Source organism: Rickettsia endosymbiont of Polydrusus tereticollis (genome assembly GCF_964026385.1).
In the GTDB taxonomy this organism is placed as follows: domain Bacteria; phylum Pseudomonadota; class Alphaproteobacteria; order Rickettsiales; family Rickettsiaceae; genus Rickettsia.
In genome coordinates, this window is record NZ_OZ032142.1 from 1,612,959 (window position 1) to 1,633,663 (window position 20,705).

Consider the following 20,705-nt stretch of genomic DNA (forward strand, 5'->3'; position numbering starts at 1 on the left):
CGTTTTCACGGGAATGACATATAAAATTCGATCCATGCAACAATGCCGCAGTTAATATGGATAAGCTATTATATGGATAAACCCGCTCTACGATCTTACTTTAGAAATTTCTTAAGAAAAAATAAGGATAAAGTAACTTCTGAAGTAACTAGAAAGTTAATAATACATAAGCTTAATATATTAATAAATGAGTTAAGGGCAACAACAGTCGGAGTATATTACCCTATGTTACCTGAGATTAATATACTTGAAATAATTAAGTTGCATCCTGAGCTTATATTTTTCTTACCTAAAATTGTAAAAAACGAAATTAGTTATAGTCTATATACCAAGGATACAAAGTTAATATTAAATAGATTCAATATTTATGAACCAAAAGAGAAAGGGGATTACCAACCGGAATTACTCATTATGCCTGGGCTTGCTTTTAGTAAAGATAATCATAGATTAGGGCAAGGTTTCGGTTTTTTTGATCGTTATATAGATAAAAATAAAGATTTATTGACTATCGGAGTTTGCTTAAAAGAACAGTTAGTAGATACATTACCCGTAACACCTAACGATCGGAAACTTAATTTTATAGTTACTGATTAAAAAAATTACTATTATGAATATTAAGTTTAAACTATTAATTATCTTCGACATCTTAAAACTTTTCACAGCATCCTATGCTTATGCAGAAGTTACTACCACGCAAGATAAAATTCAAGAAACTTTTATTTATTTAGACAAAAAAGATTGGGCGAAGGCTGAAAAACTGACTAAAGAAATAAATAACACAGCCTTAACAAAAATCGTTCTTTCACAAAAATTTCTAGATAATAAATATTGTAATAATAACTTTAAAGAAGTAATAAAATTTTTACGGGATAATCCGAAATGGCCGCAAAATAGCTTATTGGAAGTAAGGGCGGAAGAATATCTAAATCATGATACGGATAAAAAAATAATATTAGAATGGTTTAATAAAAATCCTCCGCTGACCGGTAAAGGCTATAAATTTTATGCGTTAGCTGCTAGTAAATTAGTGAAAGACCGGAAAATATTATTGCCGATTATTAAAGCCGCATGGATATACGGCAATTTTAGCGACGCCGAAGAAAAAGAATATTATGTTAAGTGGAATAAATATTTAGATGTAGAAGATCATGTTCACAGAATCGATGAACATTTATGGAAGTCGGATATTAGAGCAGCACAGCGAGCAATGCAATACGTAAATCCAGGATATCAAGCTTCTTTTAAAGCACAAATTGCTATAATAAATAACCCGCAATCGGCAGACAAACTTTTTAAAACTGTCTCTGAAAAATATTATACTTCCAGTTTATTATTTCGTTATTTAGAAGCAAGAAAAAAAGAAAAACCTACTAATGAAGTCGTCGCTTTATTTAAAAAAGTAAAAAACGATAAAAAACATTTTGCTAAGTGGTGTCGCCTACAATCTTATTACGCACGAGAATTTATTGATTATAAGGACTTTGCTAATAGTTATAAAATTATTACCATTCCTTTTGCAAAATGCCCTGAAACGATAAGAGAACAAGAATGGCTTGCCGGTTGGTTGGCTTTAAGCTTCTTAAATAAACCCGATCAAGCTTTATTGCATTTTAATAAATTTATAAAGATAGTAAAAACCCCTATAAGCCTATCACGAGGCTATTACTGGCTTGCCAGAAGCTACGAAGCAAAAGGTGATCAAAAAACGTCTACTGAATTCTATAAGAAAGCTGCAAAATATTCTTGTACTTTTTATGGGCAAGTGGCAAATATAGAATTGAAAAACAACAATATAACCTTGCCGATCAAGCCTAAAATTGAAGCAATTCATAATAAAGCCGTAGAAAATAACGAGATTCTTAAAGCGGCGAAATTATTAAATAAATACGGTAAAGCTAATTTAGCAGTTATCTACGCTAAAGCTACCATTGCGGTAACCTCAAATCCTGCAGAAATTTTGCTAATTACTAACATTATCAAAGCTAATAATAATACTCATCATACAGTTGACGTTGCAAAAATTGCTTGCCAATATCATACTTGTATTTTAGATCATGCCTTCCCTACTCCTTATCAAATTTTAAATTCGCCTGTAGAGTCGCATTTTACTTATAGCATAATTAGGCAAGAATCCGTCTTTAACCACTCTGCCGTTAGCAGTGCTAACGCTATGGGATTAATGCAGCTTGTAAAAAATACCGCCTGTGATACCGCCAAATCTATAAATACTAAATGTGATATAGTAAAACTTACCAAAGATCCCCAATATAATATTAATTTAGGTGCGAATTATCTCAAATTATTACTACAGCAATATGATAATTCATACCTTCTAACTATTATTTCCTACAATGCCGGACCTGGTAGAACAAAAAACTGGATAGAACGATTCGGTGATCCAAGAAAATTAAAAAATATGCGGCAAGTAATTAATTGGATTGAACTAATCCCCTTTGCCGAAACAAGAAATTATGTTCAACGAGTATTTGAAAATATGCAAGTCTATAGGTCAATAATCAGTAAAAATAACATATTACTACTCAAAGAAGATTTGCATTCCTGAAATATTATTGTGTAGATCACCGCAAGAAGGTGCCAGCGTTGTTGCATGGATCGAGAATTTGTCCAAACGTCATTGCGAGCGACTGAAAGGAGCGTGGCAATCCAGTTAAACATATTTTTATACTAAACTTGTTTAGTATTCTAATTAAATCCCTCATATATTCGGGATAGCCTGGATGGCCACAGCCACTTCGTGGCTTCGCCATGACGGAGTTTTTATTATTTTTCTGGATTCCCGCCTTTAGCTAGAATGACATACGGCACTTTTTTAGAACCACACAACAAGACTGCGTCGCCTATGCGGGATGGCATCGAACATCAAATAGGCGATATAAAACTTAGAATTTAAGTTTTGCACCGATAAGTCCGACGGTTCCTTTAATTTTCTTATTAGGTGCTTCTACGTAATAAACCGGTTTGCCTTTTGCTTGAAAATATGACACTTCGGCATAAGGCAATAGCCCCGGCATTATTTTATATTCCGTACCTAAACTTACGGTATCAACGGTATTTTTATATCTTGATGATTTAAAATACGAGACACTCGTTTTAATCGGTCCTTGAGCATAAGCAAGACCGCCGTTATAATAATAAGTATCACGCCCGACTTTATGAAATTCTTTGGCGGTTAAGCTTTTCCCTAAACTACCGTAAGAAGCGGAACATGAAACATTACCGTAAGTGAAGACGGCACCGAGATTATAAGCTTTTAAATCAGAGAGTTTATAGCTTGCTAACACTGTTGTTGTCGTGCCTTCTTTTTTAGACTGAATAAGTTGTCGTGCCGGCTTAGCATATTCGCCCGTAACCGATAATTTTAAAGCTACATCGTCGGCAATTTCATGCTCGTAGGTCATACCGGCCGATATTGCATCCTTAACATTTTGATTAATTCTCATGGTTGTGCCGTCATCTAACTGTACATTCCTGATACCGGTATTTGATTTGCTGATGCCGCTTCTAGCTGAGTTTTCAAGTGTTAAGTTATTAATATCTCTATTACCGCCGGTGTTAGCCGAATCCGGTGTATAAGAAATACCGGCTTGAAAGCCGCTAAATTTAGGTGTGTAATAAGAAACTTTTCTAGCTGCCTCTGCTTTATCGTTAATTTGGTCAAAGTTATTAGAAAATGATTCGATATAAAAATTACTACTAGAATCAAAATCGGGTTTAAGGGTGTGATATCTCATATATTGACCGTCAAGAATCACATATCTAGACCAGCCGCCCGTGCCTGCCGTTACGTTACCGCCGGTGATACGCATGTTAGCTCCTGCATCGTAAGGAGAACCGATTTCAACTTTTCCGTAATCCGTTTTCAAGAAAATATGAGAACCGTTATAACTTGTGGAAGTTTTAGGTCTGGTAGTAGGTAACAACACGATTTTAACACCGGCCGTTACATCGTCATTAAGAGTTTGAGAAATAGTAGCGTCAAATGCGGCTTCCGTATAAAAAGCTGTTTTCTTTCTATTATCGGAAACATTTTTTTCATATCCTAATAGATGATTTTGGCTTGCAAAACCGCTTTCAAATTCAAAGAAACCTTCTAATTTTATTTCGGTATTAGGGTTAGCAATTTTGATAGTAGGCGTATAATCAGCTGCAAAAGCTGATTGAGTAAAGCAAGCTATAGTTGCTAATAATAATAATTTTTTCATTTTAAACCTCTTACTCATTAAAATATCTAGTTTTATTACCAAATTTTTATTACCAATTTTGAGCTTAACTAAAATATGGGTTAAATTTTATAAACTAAATATAATGCAGTTCTTAAAATTTACCACAAGAATTAGGAATAATATATAATTTTCAAGGTTAATTAATACGCAAAGTGGTATAATTGCCACTATATACTGGCGTTGTTGCATGGATCGAGAAAGGTGCTATATGTCATTCCCGCAAAAGCGGGAATCCAGAAAAAACACTTAAAATAAGTAAAATTATATAAAAATTCACTATATAATTCGCTTAAATATTCTCTGGATTCCTGCTTTCGCAGGAATGACATCAAAAATTCGATCCGTGCAACAACGCCCTATATACTTTTAGTTTTTTATTTTTAAATAACTTAGTAACTAAATCTAAAAATAAAATTAATATTTACAATTAATATTTTGTATTTTAATAATATTTAGTTATAATTATCACTTTATTAATTTAATTGTCAAGTATTAGTATAATGTCAATCATGTCAGACAAATGGATTAAAGAAATGACCGGTAGCCACGGGATGATTGAGCCCTTTGTAGACAAACAAGTTAGGGTTCATAATTCGGAAAAAATTATTTCTTACGGATTATCTTCTTACGGTTACGATACAAGAGTATCAAGGGAGTTCAAAATATTTACTAATATTAACTCCGCTATCGTTGACCCTAAAAATTTTGATAAATGTAGTTTAGTGGACAGGGAAGTGGATGTATGTATTATTCCGCCGAATAGCTTTGCCCTTGGTAGAACAGTTGAGTATTTTAAAATTCCTCGGGACGTGATAGTTATTTGTGTAGGTAAATCTACTTATGCCAGATGCGGTATAATCATCAACGTTACGCCGTTAGAACCGGAATGGGAAGGACATGTTACGTTAGAGTTTTCAAATACTACTCCTTTGCCTGCTAAAATTTACGCCAATGAAGGAGCTTGTCAATTTTTGTTTTTAAAAGGAGACCAAGCTTGCGACCTTTCCTACGCAGACCGGCAAGGGAAATATATGAAACAACTCGGAGTTACCCTACCGTTAACTTAAGCGTTGTTGTATGACTCGAAAAAAGTGCTGTATGTCATTCCCGCGAAAGCGGGAATCCAGAAAAAACACTTAAAATAAGCAAAATTATATAAAAATTTACTATATAATTCGCTTAAATATTCTCTGGATTCCCGCCTTCGCGGGAATGACACCAAAAAATTCGTTCCATTCAACAATGCCATTGAACTTAAAATAATATTAAAAATAAGGATTTTATGAATATACCAAACCCTAATGCTCCTGAAGCGACACCTCACATTTCCGTTAATGCACAATATATAAAAGATTTATCGTTTGAAAGCCCTTCTGCACCCTCATCGCTTGCCGCTTTAGAACGTAATCCCCAAATTGATTTATCACTTGATATAAATATTTCTAATTTACCGGAAGAAAATTTTTATGAGGTTGAACTAAATATTGAAGCTACCGCAAGAAATGAGAAATATAAATTATTTTTAGTAGAATTAAAATACGCCGGAGTGTTTAATTTAATTAATATCGCTCCTGAACAGCATCAAATTTTGTTATCCGTTCATTGTCCGTCAATGATTTTTCCGTTTGCCAGAAAGATTATTGCAAGCGTCACGCAAGACGGTGGGTTTCAGCCGTTAATGATTGATCCTATAGATTTCGGTGCTTTATATCATAAAAAAATGTTAGAACATCAGAATTAATATAATTTCTGATGTCATTCCCGTGTAGCAGGGGAGTTGTTGTATGGATCGAATTTTCTATGTCATTCCCGTGAAAACGGGAATCCAGACTTTTTTTGTCATGCTGAACTCGTTTCAGCATCTCTTGTAGTAGATCCTGAAATAAATTCAGGATGACTTAAAAATATTTTTTTCTGGATTCCTGCTTTTAGCTAGAATGACATACGGCACTTTTTTAGAGCCATACAACAAACTCAACGTTTTCTTGCCATGACGTATTTTAAATTTTTTGTTAAAGAGAATAAAAAATTTAAAATAGAATTAAATAATCTTTACTTATTTTGTTAACAAATGTATAAAGCAATTTAAATAAAAATTATTTAATTATTGAGAAATTAAGGAGAGCTATATGAAATTAGATAAAAAAATAAATTTGTTATTAAGGAGAAAGATATAATGAGGGTTCTTTTAATTGAAGATGAGCCGCAAATGGCTAACTTAATTGAACTAACTTTAGCCTCTGAAGGAATAGTTTGTGACATAGTTTCAGTCGGTACGGACGGTTTAAAAGTCGGTAAAATTTATAAATACGATCTGATTATTTTAGATATTATGCTACCGGATATTAGCGGGTTTGAAGTTCTACTAAGATTGAGGGCGGTAAAGGTAAAAACACCTATTTTAATTTTATCCGGTCTTACTAGTATGGACCAGAAAATTACCGGCTTTTCTTCCGGTGCCGATGATTATTTAACTAAACCGTTCGTCAGAGAAGAGCTAATTGCTCGTATAAAAGCAATAGTTAGACGTTCTAAAGGGCATTCAGAATCGGTATTTAGATTCGATAAAGTTAGTGTGAATCTGGATACTAGAAGTGTTGAAGTCGACGAAAGGAAAGTACATTTGACTAATAAGGAATATGCAATTTTAGAATTGCTTATATTACGCAGGGGAACGATATTAACTAAAGAAATGTTTTTAAACCACCTATATAATAATGTCGGTGGACCGGAAATGAAGATTATCGACGTGTTTATATGTAAGTTACGTAAAAAATTAAGTGATGCTGCCGGTGGAAAAGACTATATAGATACGGTTTGGGGACGTGGCTATATGTTAAAAGAACATGACGAAACTTCCGGAGAGCCTTTAGCTGAATAAGCACAAGGGGAATAAGAAGAATCGTCATTGCGGGCGGGCATTGCTGCGTGGCTTATAATTTACCGTATTATGGTTATTACAAGTATGGTGTCATACCGAGGCCCCTTCCACGGTATCCAGAAAAAACCTTAATAAAAAGACTGGATGCCGTGATCAAGGAACTAGAATGACACCACCGTACGCTTGCAAAAATTCTATCCACGCAACAATGCCTCGCAGGAATAATATCAATACAATTTTCAAAAACTAATAGTTGACATTTAAATTGTAATTATCTATAAATTTTTTTACTTTAAATTTTAATTATTAGTTGTAAAACATGAAAATAAAACCCGTTATTATGGCAGGAGGGCAAGGTGCAAGGTTATGGCCGTTGTCATGCTCAATTAACCCTAAGCTATTTTTAAAAACCCTTACAGAGTCAAGTTTATTGCAAAAAACTTTAATGAGAAATAAACCATTTGGTATGCCATTAGTAATAACAGGTGACAGGCATGAATTTATAACCAAAGAACAAGCAGCAGAAATTAATACGGAAATAGAGTTAATTACCGAACCGCTAGCAAAAAATACTGCTATGTGTGCTGTTATTACGGCACTAGCTGCAAAAAATAACGGTTTTAATACTGTAATATTACTGCCTTCCGATCATTATATATCGGATGAAGAGAAATATTTTACAACTATTAATAAGGCTTTAAGTTACATAGAAAAATGGGGAATTTGTACTATCGGTATTCCCATCGATCGCCCAAATACCGAGTATGGCTATATAAAAGCAGAAACTCTTATTGCCGAAAATATTTATCAAACTAGTCATTTTATCGAAAAGCCTTCGTTAGAGCAGGTTCATAATTATATCCAAAACGGCAGGTATTGTTGGAATTCGGGAATTTTTATTTATAATATTGATTTTTTATTAAATCATGTGTGTAAATTCCAGCCTGATTTATGGGACATAGCACAAAATGCGTTAAACTCAGCTACAAAAAATGCAAATACTACAAAGCTAGATTTAGAAATTTATAATAAAGCTAAAGCCGTTTCTATCGATCACGCCATAATAGAGCATATTCCCGAAATGATTATGATAAAAGCAAATTTTGCCTGGAGTGATCTTGGTACTTGGCATTCTTTATGGCAGATAAAGCAAAAAGATATCACCGATAATTATTGTGAGGGCAACGTCATAATTAGTGATACGACAAATTCTTATATTAGTTCCGATAGTAAACTAACAACGGTAGTGGGGCTGGATAACATAATTGTTATTAATAGTAAAAATGGTCTGTTAGTAGCAGATAAATCAAAAGCCGCTGAAATAAAACAGTTGGTAATGCAGATGGAGGAATATAGGCAAAAAGAGGTGTAATATTTATATTATATAGTAGGGTGTTGTTGTATGGATAGAATTTACCGTATTATGGTTATTACAAGTATGGTGTCATACCGTGGCTTGACCACGGTATCCAGAAAAAACCTTAATAAAAAGACTGGATGCCGTGATCAAGGAACTAGAATGACACCGAACACTTTGCAAAATTTAGTGTCTATAGCTTAATGGTTGAAGCTATATTCGATTCGGAGTTTTAATTGCCCATAATGCTCCTAAAGCCGTTACGGTTATATATATCCCGATGGATAGAGAGCTGTTTGTTACATGCCAAAGTGTTAAACAAATCGAAGGAGTTAGGCGACCGATTAGCGAAGAGCCGATACTGCTGCCGATTCCTACTAACATATATTTGTCGGGTGTTTTAAATAAATCATTTAACCAACAATTTAGCGGACATAAAAGCGTTACTCCCAAAATTACAATCCATATGCGGACAAAGTTAACATACCATAAAGAAGCATTATTAAGAAATAGCCATAAAGGAATTATAGTTAAAATCATGATTGTAAGGGCGTAACTCAATAGTTTTATGTAAGGTAATTTTTCTACTAAACGCCCGATTATCGGTATCATTACCATATCAAGAATCAATAGCCCTGTATTAAAAGCCATCATCGTTTTGAGGGATATATCAGTAATAAGCGGAATAAAGCTATTCATAAATACAAAAGGCATGATATAAGTTAAGTAAGAAAAACCTACTACAAGACTAACGCGTGAAATATTTAGTTTGTTATTCCAGATTGTAACGAAATCATGTAAAAATGTCATTCTCGCAAAAGCGGAACCTAGGCTTTTTTTGTCATGCTGAACTTGTTTCAGCATCTCATTAATAGATCCTGAAATAAATTCAGGATGACTATTATTTTCTGGGTTCCCGCTTTCGCGGGAATGACATCTAATAGAATCGCTTTTTCTTAGAAAATAACCTATCATTGCAGTAATTCCGCCGAATATAAAGCATACTCGCCAATATTTATTATAATCTACATTTAAAACTATACTACTAATAAACGAAGCAAAAATAATGCCGACCATAGTAGAGGTTTGATAAAAATATGAAGCTTTAAATGCTTGCCGCTGTTCTTTATTTTCTAAAATATATAATTTAGCAATAGCACACTCCCCTTCGGAATATATGCCTTGTATAGTTCTGATTACCACTAATAATAGCGGAGCAAGCCACCCTATTTGTTCATATGCAGGTATTGCTCCGATAAGGGCGGTAGCCAGAGCAACGCCGATTAAAGAGTGAGATAAAGCAAAAACATCGCCGTATTTTTTAGCAATAACGCCAAAAAAATAAGAACCGAGCGGACGTGTAAATAAAGAGGTCGCAAGAACACTGTAAGTAAGTATTAAACCTACTATTTTATCGTGATTTGGAAAAAAAATACCGGCAAGCACAGGAGCAAGAAAACCGTAAAGTGCTGTATCAAAATGATCCATAGCATTGCCGATCAAGATTGATATATCTCTTTTATTAAAAGAACTTTTCATTTATACTGCTTATATTTATTTTTAACTTTTTATGAATGCGATTATAATAAATGAATAACTTAAAGCTAGGAAAATTTATTACCTTTGAAGGCGGTGAGGGGTGCGGTAAATCTACGCAAAGTAAGATGTTGTACCAGTATTTACTATCGAAAAATATCCCCGCTATTTTAACGAGAGAAATAGGCGGGACTAACGTAGCCGAAAAGATGCGGGATATTTTGATTGATGAGGATTTACTGCCTATGTCGGAGTTATTGCAAATTATGGCAGCTCGCTATGATCATCTCCATAAAAAAATTCTGCCCGGTCTTCAAGAGGGTTATACGGTTATTTGCGATAGATTTATAGACTCTACCGCTTGTTATCAAGGGCAATATTCAGAGATAGGCGTGAATTTAGTTTATGACCTGCATAAATCTTTAATGGCGGGTCTTATGCCGGATATTACATTTTTTATAGACGTAAAACCGGAAATTGCGATAGAGAGAATAGCTAAACGAGATGCTAATAATAAATTTGATAAAAAGCATTTAGATTTTCATCAAGATATTTATAATGGCTTTAAAGATATTAGTAAAAAATTCCCTGAACGGATAATAACTATAGATGCTTCAAATCTCGATACGCAAACAATACACGAAATGATAATAGGATTCCTAATGCCGTATGTCATTCCCGCGAAGGCGGGAATCTAGTCTTGTGTCTCTCTGTCATTGCGAGAAGGCATTTATGCCGACGAAGCAATCTAATTGAATTTAAGAGAGATTGCCACGTCGCTACGCTCCTCGCAAGGCATTGTTGCGTGGATACCCTAAACGTCATTGCGAGCGACTGAAAGCATTGTTGCATGGTTCCCGAAATCGTCATGGCGAGACGCCTCTTGGCGTCGTGGCCATCCAGGCTATCCCGAATATATGAGGGATTTAATTAGAATACCAAAAAATTTATATAGGTGGCAAGTTTAGTATAAAAATTTATTTGACTGGATTGCCACAGCCACTTCGTGGCTTCGCAATGACGATTTGAGTATCTTTAGCCATTCATAAATAGGTTGCATAATACGATATTGTTCAAGACAAAATTTTAGAGCATTCGGGGTAGTAATGTTATCTAGGGAGGAGAAATAACTCCAGATAGCAAGCTTTTTACGACGCAATAAATTTTCTCTAGGGTGATTCTTATCATAACCGTTTGGTACATTTTTTAAGTCCGGCGGATCAAGTTTGAAATTCTTTTTGATATAGGTGTTGAGAAGAGCTTCAAGCTTTGCACCTCTTTGATTATCAATTATTGCCTCACGGTAAGCAATTAACCCATTTTTAGAAAACTCACGTAGACCGCAAGCGAGAATAAGCTTATCCGGTTGTAGCGAGAAATAAAACATAGGGTAATCGCTACATTGAGCTTGCTTAGTATTTAAGCGGGTGAATCCTATTCTTAAAGACGGATCGTAAGGAGTGTTATTTTTACTGAAGCGTACATCACGATAAATACGGAAAATCTTGCCTTGCATAGGTTCTTTGGCAATTTCCTGAAGGTTTTGAGTCATTTGTTCAACAAATATATGAGCTGCCGGTTCTAATAAATCCTTAAATATATGTTTATTTTCTTTAAACCATAGACGGTTATTATTAGCTTGTAATTGTTGGAGAAAATTAATTGCTTCTGACGAAAATCCGGGAAAGACTAATTTTGTATTCATGACTATTATTTTATAATTTTCAAACAGTTAGACATTATAAAAAGGAAAGTTTTTGACTAAATTTTTTACTTGTGCGTAAATTTTTTCCTCGCATCCGCTATTATCCTGATTGTTTTTAAGACTATCTAATATATCGGCAATCATTTGTCCGACTAGTATAAATTCTTGTTCCTTAAATCCTCTAGTTGTACAAGCAGGCGAGCCTAGCCTAATCCCTGAAGTAATAAAAGGCGAAGTTTCATCAAAAGGTATACTGTTTTTATTACAAGTAATGCCGGCTCTATCTAAAGAGTTGGCGGCTATTTTGCCGGTGATACCGTTTTTGCGTAAATCAACTAACACGATATGGTTATCGGTGCCGCCTGTTAAAATATCATATCCTCTTTCTTGCACGCTTTTAGCTAGAGCTTTAGCGTTACTTAAAACCTGCTTTATGTAGTTTTTATATTCAGGCTGTAAAGCTTCCTTGAAGGCTACGGCCTTTGCGGCTATAATATGCATTAACGGTCCGCCTTGTATCCCGGGAAATAAAGCAAGATTTATTTTTTTCCCAACCTCTTCGTCGTTTGACAGAATTAAACCGCCTCTTGGACCTCGCAAAGTTTTATGAGTGGTAGAGGTTACAACATGAGCAAAAGACAGCGGGCTTGCATGTGTGCCAACAGCAATAAGTCCGGCGATATGAGCAATATCTGCCATAAGATATGCACCTACTTTGTCGGCAATTTCTCGGAATTTGGCAAAATCTAAGTTTCTTGGATAAGCGGAATAACCGGCAATAATTAATTTCGGTTTATGTAATATTGCTAGCTTTTCTATTTCATTGTAATCAATTAAATAGTTATCTTTGTCGACGCTATAAAAAACCGCATTAAACCATTTACCGGACATGTTAGGAGGAGCACCGTGTGTTAAATGCCCGCCGCTATCTAAAGACATACCAAGGATAGTATCGCCTGGCTGTAATAACGTCAAAAAAGCTGCTTGATTAGCTTGTGAACCTGAATGAGGCTGAACGTTGGCGTATTGACAATTAAATAATTTTTTTGCATGCTCTATGGCGAGCAGCTCCGCCTTATCTACCTCCTCGCAGCCGTTATAAAAACGCTTCCCCGGATAACCTTCAGCGTATTTATTGGTAAGTACCGAACCTTGAGCTTCTAGCACGGCTTGGCTTGTAAAATTTTCCGACGCAATAAGCTCAACCACGTCTCTTTGTCGATGTTTTTCGTTACTGATAATTTCATAAATTTCTTTATCTGTATCAGCTAATTTATCGGTAAAAATATCCATTAGTCTAACCTATTGTTTTTTGATAAAATTAATTGCAAATTCTAGCCCTCTTGCATCAATAGAATGGGCAAGTCGGGCAATCCTACGGCTTTCATAAGGTATCTGATATTTGGATAAATATTTTGCTGCATTATCCATTTCGCTAATACTAACTACCTCGTCAAGTTCGCCATGAATTAAGCAAATAGGGGTTGATTTATTAACACATTCTTGCGGGATGATTAGCATCCCCGAAAAACCTATACTACATAAAAACGGTTCTTGTTGAAGGATAGTTAAATATAGCCCAATCATTGTGCCTTGAGAAAAGCCGATAATAATAGTATCTTTATTGGTCAAGTTTAACTCGGCTTGTTTTTGCTTAATTATTTCTGCAAGAAGTGCAACATTATTTTCCAGTAATTTTTGTATTTTACGGGGAGTGCGATCTTGTAAACTAAACCATTGTCGCCCGTAAGGTGCCATATCGTAAGGTTCTATCCCATGCGGAGAAATAAAATAGCAATCCGGTAAATCATCTTTGATATACGGCACTAGACCTATCAAATCGTGACCGTCAGAACCGACACCGTGCAATAACACCACTAGTTTTTTTGGCGGTAGCTCTTTACTTTTAATTTCGGGATATAGGTTATTCATTGATTTTAATTTTTTGTTGTTGAATTATGTTGTTCTAAGGCGTTGTTGCGTGGATACCCCAAACGTCATGGCGAGCGGCTAAAAGTGTTGTTGTATAGCTAGAATGACATATAGCACTTTTTTCGAGCCACACAATACCACCACTTGCCTATAATAATTTCTTTTTTATTTCCCTATACAAAAATTTTTAAATATTTCACCTAGTATTTCTTCTATATCGATAGAACCGGTAATCGCACTAATAGCTCTAATTGTCATTCTAATATCTTCGGTGGCCAGAATTAAATCTTTTTCCAAATTAAAGCTTGTTAACGCCGCTAGGGCTTGCTTTAAATAACGACGATGACGTTCCTGTGTTATATAAGGTGTTTCGGTTAAGCCGGCAATATTTGCGGCAATATTTTCAATATTTTTGAGTATCTCCTGTGTGCCGATATTTTCTTTTATCGAAATTTTTAAACAATTATATTTACTTTCAATAGAAAATATTTTACTGGACTTATTTAAATCAATTTTATTGATAATTATTATAGTGTTATTATCAATTAAATCAATAATAGCCTTATTTAAATTTGAACCTAATAAGGTTAATTGTTCTACGTCAAACATAATGATTTTAATATCGGCTTTTTTAGCTGATTCTATAGCTCTTTTAATGCCTTCTTGTTCAATTAAATCGTCACTTCCAGACCTTATACCGGCGGTATCTTGTAAAATGATAGGATAGCCGCCGATATCTAAATGACCTTCAATTATATCCCTCGTAGTACCGGCGATATTTGAAACAATAGCTATTTCTCGTTGCATTAAAAAATTTAGCAAACTAGATTTGCCGACATTCGGTGCCCCGACTATTGCTAATTCTATACCGCTTCGGAGTAATTCCCCTCGACGATTATCGTTAAGATAACTTGTTAGTTCGTCTTTGAGTTTAGTACTAATATTCATTACTTCAGTAAGTACGGCATTTGGAATATCTTCGTCGGGAAAATCTATATAGGCTTCAAGTAAACTGATTATTCTTAAAAGATTCTTACGCCACTCGCCATATAAAAGTTCAAGTGCTCCTCCTGCCTGTCTGATTGCTTGCTTATGTTGCATAATAGTTTCTGCTTCAATTAAATCGGCAATCCCTTCGGCAGCGGTTAAGTCAAATTTACCGTTTAAAAAAGCTCTTTTGGTAAATTCACCTGCTTCCGCTATTCGAATACCGGCAATATTTAGTAGCACACTCGTAAGCATTATTGCAATTGCTTTACTGCCGTGCGGGTAAATTTCTACGACCTCCTCACCGGTAAAGCTAGCAGGAGCAGGAAAATATACCACCATAGCATTATCGATTAGCTCAAGGCTCTCAGGATCGATAAGTTTTTGATAATACATAAATCTCGGTTTAAAATTCTTTTTCCTAGTCAGCATAGCTAAAACCTCTAAGCTTTTAGAGCCGGAAATTCTAAAAACCGCTACTCCCGCTCTACCCGGTGCCGAACTTTGAGCAAATATTGTGTCCACTATATTTCTATCCCTCTTGCGTAAGTTATTTTATCTAATATAATATAAGTTATATAGCATATATATAATGTGAATTTAAGGGAATTTTGAATATTTGTCATTTTTGTGTGGTGTGATTAAGCACCTTCGATGTCATTCCCGTGAAAACGGGAATCCAGAAAAATAATAGTCATCCTGAATTTATTTCAGGATATTTTTCAAGGGATGATGAAACGAGTTCAGCATGACAGTAAAAAATCTGGATTCCCGCCTTCGCGGGAATGACATACAGCACTTTTTTAGAACCACATAACAACGCCTTCGCAGGAATAACAACAGAATATATAATTTTAGGGTAAATATGGTAACAAACTTATCATCGTTAAATGCAAGTAGATTAAACTGTCAAGTGCCGAGCTATAAAACAGAGATTTTAGAGCTTAGTACGACACGTAAAGGGGAATTATTTTATATTGAATTTATTCAAAAATTTTTAACCTATATTCCGATAGATTATGATTTTAATAATAGACGAGAATTATTTCAAAATTTTGCCGACCAAGCTTTCGAGTTTTTTAAAAAAAGGACGATAGGCAGCAAAAAATTAGCGGTAACAAGCACGGTTATTGAAAATGATCCGGCGGTTAATATTTTAATATTAATCGATAACAAGCCTCATATAGTCGACGCTATAGTGTGTTTACTTGCCAATATTAATTTATCGACTAAGTTTTTACTACATCCTGTTATTAATTGTATACGCAACGATAAGGGCAATTTATTGAAGATAGTAGATACTCCTACTAATGACGCAAAAGCTGAATCGGTAGTGCATATATCTATTTTAGGGAATCTAGATAATAAAGCTATTGCCGATTTAAAAGAATCGTTAAATGCAAGATTAGATGAACTTGAACAAGGTTATAACGTTTCGCAGAAATTAATAGCAAGGTTAGATGAGCTAGCTTTGCTGATTTCCAACAATCAACAACTATGCAAGAATGATAAATTAAATTGTAACGAGTCTAGCGAGTTTCTACGTTGGTTAAAGAATGATAATTTAATTTTCTTAGGGATGCTTGATTTTGACGTGAAATCTTTAAAATTAACGAAAGAAGAAGGCGTAACAAAAATATGGCAAAATATAAAATCGGAGATCGACGATATTATAAAATGCTCGGCAAATCCGCTACATCAAAATCAATTGATTATTTTGGGTAAAGTCAATAGCGTTTCGCTTATTCATCCGGATAATTTAGTAGATTATATTTTAGTTAAAAACCTTGATAAAAACGGTGAATATATTTCCGGAAGTATCATTTTCGGCATTTACAACTTCCCTATATACTACCAATCGATAAGTGATATTCCACTGTTAAGACAAAAACTTAATTTTGTACTAGAAAAAGCCGGATTTTCGTTATCGGGTTATAATGCCGATAAATTAAAAATTCTAATAGAGTCGCTACCTAGGGAAGCTTTTATCCAAGTTGATGAAGGAGATTTATATTGTATGTGTCTGCACATGCTTTCAAGTATGATGAGCAAAAAACTTAAATTATTCATTCAATATGATTGGTCAAGTTCTTTCCTTAATATAATAATTTTTCTACCGAGAGAGCGGCTAACTTCAGAAATACATAATAAGATAGATTGTTATTTGACGGAAAAATTCGGCAGCAAAATATTATCTAATTATATCACCGAAGTAGCAGGAAGTTTTTCCTATTTATTTGTTACTTTAGAAGCTGTTGATAAAAACCAAATAAATTTTGAAGCGGAAATAATACAACAAGATTTAGACCGTATTTCCACTCGCTGGAGTGAAGATTTTTATCTTAAACTTTCTAAAAAATTCGGCGAATATCAGGCAGGAATTAATTTAAAACTTTTCGATGCTATTTTCCCCGCAGATTATCGCCAAAAATTTCCTCCTGAAACAGCGTTAGTAGATATTGAATATCTAACGAAAGCTAGTAATAAACAAAAATGCCTGTTTAATTTAGTAGCTATTAATGAATCTGAGTTTCACTTAAAAATATACAGCCCCAGCGTCAAATTAATCCTTTCTAATATACTTCCGCCGATAGAGAATTTAGGCTTTAAAGCAATTGATGAACAAAGCTTTGTTATTAAAGAAGTAGGGGAAATTAAAGAAAGCTGGGTATATAACTTTATCTTGACTAGTCCTGTGCCGGTGAAAGACGATATCACTGAATTAAAAATAAATGTTGAAGAGGCTTTGGATAAAATAACTTCCGGACTTCTTGCCAATGATTCTTTAAGTAAGCTGATAGTACTTGCCGGCTTTAATTGGAAACAGGTGAAGCTCGTCAAAGCTTTAACTAGATATCTACATCAAACCGGTTTTATCTACGGCAAAGGCTATGTACAACTTACTTTAATAAAGCATCCGGTATATACTAAAATGCTAGTGGCTTTATTTAATGTAAAATTTAATCCAATATGTCTAGCTGATAAAAAATTAGCTGAAATAAAAGAGAATATTACTAATTATCTTGCTACGGTAACTATCAGCAGTGAAGATCAAGTATTGCGTAGCATGTTTCATATTATCGAAGCTATTATAAGGACTAACTATTATCAACTTGTACCTAACGATTCCGATAATAAGATTGTTAATAAACACTATCTTGCTTTTAAGTTCGACTCAAGTAAAGTACCGAATTTACCGCAGCCCATCCCATTTGCCGAAATATTTGTATATTCCAAGGATTTTGAAGCCGTTCATTTAAGAGGTGGGAAAGTATCACGCGGTGGACTTAGATGGTCAGATAGAGCAGAGGATTATAGGCTAGAGGCACTTGGACTTATGAAAGCACAAATGACAAAAAACTCGGTTATTGTTCCGGTAGGCTCTAAAGGTGCATTTTTTGTTAATTTTACTCCGGAAGGTTTAAGCCGTGCAGAATATATGGCAAAAGTAGTTGAGTGCTATAAAAATTTTCTACGAGGTATGCTAGATATTACCGACAATATTATTGACGGGAAAGTGGTGCAGCCGAAAGATACCGTTATTTACGATCAAGAAGATCCTTATCTAGTAGTTGCCGCCGATAAAGGTACGGCTTCATTTTCAGATTATGCAAATAGCATTGCACATGAATATAACTATTGGCTCGGCGATGCTTTTGCCTCAGGCGGTTCTGCCGGCTATGACCATAAGAAAATGGCCATCACTTCTAAAGGTGCTTGGATCGCAGTAACAAATCACTTCCAAATCATGGGAATAGATGTTCAAAAAGACCCTATTACAATGGTAGGCATCGGTGATATGTCGGGTGACGTGTTTGGTAACGGCATGCTTAGATCGAAGGTAGTTAAGTTAGTTGCCGCATTTAATCATAAACATATATTCATTGATCCGTCTCCTGATCCGTTGCTTAGCTTTAATGAGCGTCTGCGTCTGTTTAATTTACGCGAATCTAATTGGTCGGACTATGATATTAAGCTTATCTCACAAGGCGGCGGAGTGTTTGAACGTAGTAGTAAATCGATTAAATTAACACCGGAAATTAAAGCATTACTTGAAATAAATGCAAACGAAGCAACGCCCGAAGAACTTATAAAATTTATTTTAAAAGCAAATGTCGATCTGCTTTGGAACGGCGGAATAGGAACTTATATTAAAGCTAAAACGGAAAGTAATTTAGAAATCGGCGATAAAGCAAACGATAATCTTAGATGCAACGGCGAGGAAATTAGAGCAAAAGTTATAGCTGAAGGAGGAAATGTCGGCGTATCTCAACGAGGTAGAGTTGAATACGCTAAGAAAGGCGGACGCATAAACGCCGATTTTATAGATAATTCCGCCGGAGTTGACTGCTCGGATCATGAGGTGAATATAAAAATTGCCCTAACTAGTGCCGTAACTTCCGGTAAAATTACCTTGGAGGAACGCAATAAGCTACTAATAGATATGACAAAGCAAGTGGAAGAGTTAGTACTTGTCGATAATTATCAGCAAACGCAAGCTATAACCGTTATGCAGCTATCTCCGACTTTAACCGTTGGAATATTTAGCCGATTTATCGATATTTTAGAAGAGGAAAAAATATTAGTACGAAGTAACGAGTTTTTGCCGACGGCTGAAGAGTTAAACAAAAGAGCCGTAAACGGCGAGACGTTAACCCGTCCTGAGCTTTGCATTCTTCTTTCTTATAGTAAAAGGTCGGTTTACCACGAATTAATAACTGCTACCTTTTCACATGATAAATATTTTGATTCTTGCCTTATAAATTATTTCCCCGAATTAATGAGGGATAAATTCCGTTTAGAGATTTTAGCACACCCGCTTAAACATGAAATTATTAGAACCGTTGTAACCAATAAAATCATTAATCACCTAGGCGGTCCTTTAGTTAGTATATTAAAACGTGAAACCGGTGCTGCACTTTGTGATATAGTACGTTCATTTATAATTATTTGCGAAATATTTGACCTTGATAATATTCGGGAACAAGTGGAGTTGCTACCTGCTAATATCGATTATAATATTAAAATTGATATGTTCACTGAAATAGCTAAACTTATGCGTCGAGGTATTGCGTGGTTTATTAAACATGCGAAACATCCTATTAATATTAGCGATACCATCGAAGAGTTTTTTGAACCTACACAAATTTTAAGGAAGATAGTCGGCGGGTTGTTGGTAGAAGAAGCTAAAGCAAAGCTTGAAGATAAATTAAAATACTATATTGCTTCCGGGGTAGATGAATCATTTGCGAATATAATAGTCACACTTGACAGCTTAGTTTCGGTTTTTGATATAATATATATTACTAAACAAACAGGAGGCAATAACATAGAGATAGCAAGTTTATACTTTTCCGTCGGTAATAGGTTTAACATTGATTGGCTTCGCAAAGCTTGTGAGAAACAATTAAATAATTCTTATTGGAGCAGGCTCGGCATTCAGTCTTTAAAAGATGACTTATATGACAAACAAAGAAAATTATTGATCAAAATAATAAATAAATCTAAATCAATAATTGATTTAGATTTGTGGATTGATAATAATAAAAGTTTAGTTCAAAATTTTCTTGATTTTATGAAGGAAATTAAACTTCAAGAGAATGTAGATTTAAATATCATTATTTTAGCAAATAAAAAATTTGAAAAATTCTTACAAAAGCTTGAGTAAATTATGTCACCTGCGCTTAAAAAAGCACGACTAGATTCCGGTAAGACTCTTCAACAAGTATCTTCTGATTTAAAAATTAGAAAAAAATATTTAGTAGCTCTTGAAGAAGAGAATTTCGAGCTCTTACCGGGGGAAGTATACGTAAAAGGTTATTTAAAATTATATTTAGATTATCTTAATATAAAAGATGAAGTTAATTTAGAGCCTATTAATGATAGAATTTATGAAAAAGAAGACTCATTAAAAGACATACGAAGTAGATCATTAGTTAATTATAAACATAAAAAACAATTAGTTGTTGTATCGATCTTGATGTTATTAGTAATAATTATAATTTATCCAATAGTATAATGCTCTAGGCGTCGTTGCATGGATCTAAAAAAGTGCCGTATGTC

Annotated in this window: 15 protein-coding genes; 9 read left to right on the top strand and 6 right to left on the bottom strand. The window is 34.5% G+C overall.

Annotated features, from left to right (window positions below; genetic code table 11):
- Positions 1-72: 72 nt before the first annotated feature.
- Together AAGD48_RS07820 and AAGD48_RS07825 are read left to right on the top strand one after the other, a co-directional pair.
- Positions 73-594, top strand: coding sequence for a 5-formyltetrahydrofolate cyclo-ligase (locus AAGD48_RS07820; protein ID WP_341789641.1), 522 nt, complete (start codon positions 73-75; stop codon positions 592-594).
- A 13-nt stretch (positions 595-607) separates the two neighbouring features.
- Complete coding sequence (locus AAGD48_RS07825) at positions 608-2,563, top strand: lytic transglycosylase domain-containing protein (protein WP_341789642.1); 1,956 nt, start codon at positions 608-610, stop codon at positions 2,561-2,563.
- Positions 2,564-2,900: 337 nt separating this feature from the next.
- On the opposite strand, the gene AAGD48_RS07830 is transcribed toward AAGD48_RS07825, so the two are convergent.
- Positions 2,901-4,223 (bottom strand): porin, encoded by a 1,323-nt coding sequence (locus AAGD48_RS07830; protein WP_341789643.1) that lies wholly within the window; start codon positions 4,221-4,223, stop codon positions 2,901-2,903.
- 521 nt (positions 4,224-4,744) lie between these two features.
- On the opposite strand from AAGD48_RS07830, the gene dcd reads away from it, so the two are divergent.
- The 4 genes from dcd (at position 4,745) to AAGD48_RS07850 (ending at position 8,497) form a co-directional block, all read left to right on the top strand.
- On the top strand, positions 4,745-5,311 hold the full coding sequence (gene dcd, locus AAGD48_RS07835) for a dCTP deaminase (RefSeq protein ID WP_341789644.1): 567 nt from the start codon (positions 4,745-4,747) through the stop codon (positions 5,309-5,311).
- Between the two features lie 215 nt (positions 5,312-5,526).
- Positions 5,527-5,985: a protein-export chaperone SecB gene (gene secB, locus AAGD48_RS07840; RefSeq protein WP_341789645.1), complete on the top strand. Its 459-nt coding sequence runs from the start codon at positions 5,527-5,529 to the stop codon at positions 5,983-5,985.
- 435 nt (positions 5,986-6,420) lie between these two features.
- Positions 6,421-7,125, top strand: coding sequence for a response regulator transcription factor CtrA (gene ctrA / locus AAGD48_RS07845; RefSeq protein ID WP_341789646.1), 705 nt, complete (start codon positions 6,421-6,423; stop codon positions 7,123-7,125).
- 319 nt (positions 7,126-7,444) lie between these two features.
- On the top strand, positions 7,445-8,497 hold the full coding sequence (locus AAGD48_RS07850; RefSeq protein WP_341789647.1) for a mannose-1-phosphate guanylyltransferase: 1,053 nt from the start codon (positions 7,445-7,447) through the stop codon (positions 8,495-8,497).
- A 198-nt stretch (positions 8,498-8,695) separates the two neighbouring features.
- On the opposite strand, the gene AAGD48_RS07855 is transcribed toward AAGD48_RS07850, so the two are convergent.
- The gene (locus tag AAGD48_RS07855) at positions 8,696-10,021 is read right to left on the bottom strand and encodes an MFS transporter (protein WP_341789648.1); all 1,326 of its coding nucleotides are present in this window, start codon (positions 10,019-10,021) and stop codon (positions 8,696-8,698) included.
- Between the two features lie 50 nt (positions 10,022-10,071).
- Between AAGD48_RS07855 and tmk the strand changes: the two genes are divergently transcribed.
- Positions 10,072-10,716 carry a dTMP kinase gene (tmk, locus tag AAGD48_RS07860; RefSeq protein WP_341789649.1) on the top strand — a complete coding sequence of 215 codons (645 nt, stop codon included), beginning with the start codon at positions 10,072-10,074 and terminating at the stop codon, positions 10,714-10,716.
- A 266-nt stretch (positions 10,717-10,982) separates the two neighbouring features.
- Here tmk and AAGD48_RS07865 read toward each other — a convergent pair whose 3' ends face one another.
- The 4 genes from AAGD48_RS07865 to mnmE all read right to left on the bottom strand — a co-directional run bounded on the left by AAGD48_RS07865 (position 10,983) and on the right by mnmE (position 15,167).
- Positions 10,983-11,723: a DUF2461 domain-containing protein gene (locus tag AAGD48_RS07865; RefSeq protein WP_341789650.1), complete on the bottom strand. Its 741-nt coding sequence runs from the start codon at positions 11,721-11,723 to the stop codon at positions 10,983-10,985.
- A 27-nt stretch (positions 11,724-11,750) separates the two neighbouring features.
- Positions 11,751-13,016 (bottom strand): serine hydroxymethyltransferase, encoded by a 1,266-nt coding sequence (gene glyA, locus AAGD48_RS07870; RefSeq protein WP_341789651.1) that lies wholly within the window; start codon positions 13,014-13,016, stop codon positions 11,751-11,753.
- A gap of 9 nt (positions 13,017-13,025) precedes the next feature.
- Positions 13,026-13,655 carry a dienelactone hydrolase family protein gene (locus AAGD48_RS07875; RefSeq protein ID WP_341789652.1) on the bottom strand — a complete coding sequence of 210 codons (630 nt, stop codon included), beginning with the start codon at positions 13,653-13,655 and terminating at the stop codon, positions 13,026-13,028.
- 165 nt (positions 13,656-13,820) lie between these two features.
- A complete protein-coding gene (gene mnmE, locus AAGD48_RS07880; protein WP_341789653.1) occupies positions 13,821-15,167 on the bottom strand; it encodes a tRNA uridine-5-carboxymethylaminomethyl(34) synthesis GTPase MnmE in 1,347 nt (448 codons plus the stop codon).
- Between the two features lie 340 nt (positions 15,168-15,507).
- Here mnmE and AAGD48_RS07885 point away from each other — a divergent pair, with 340 nt between their 5' ends.
- Positions 15,508-20,310 (top strand): NAD-glutamate dehydrogenase, encoded by a 4,803-nt coding sequence (locus AAGD48_RS07885; RefSeq protein ID WP_341789654.1) that lies wholly within the window; start codon positions 15,508-15,510, stop codon positions 20,308-20,310.
- Positions 20,311-20,313: 3 nt separating this feature from the next.
- Positions 20,314-20,661: a helix-turn-helix domain-containing protein gene (locus AAGD48_RS07890; protein WP_341789655.1), complete on the top strand. Its 348-nt coding sequence runs from the start codon at positions 20,314-20,316 to the stop codon at positions 20,659-20,661.
- Positions 20,662-20,705 lie beyond the last annotated feature (44 nt).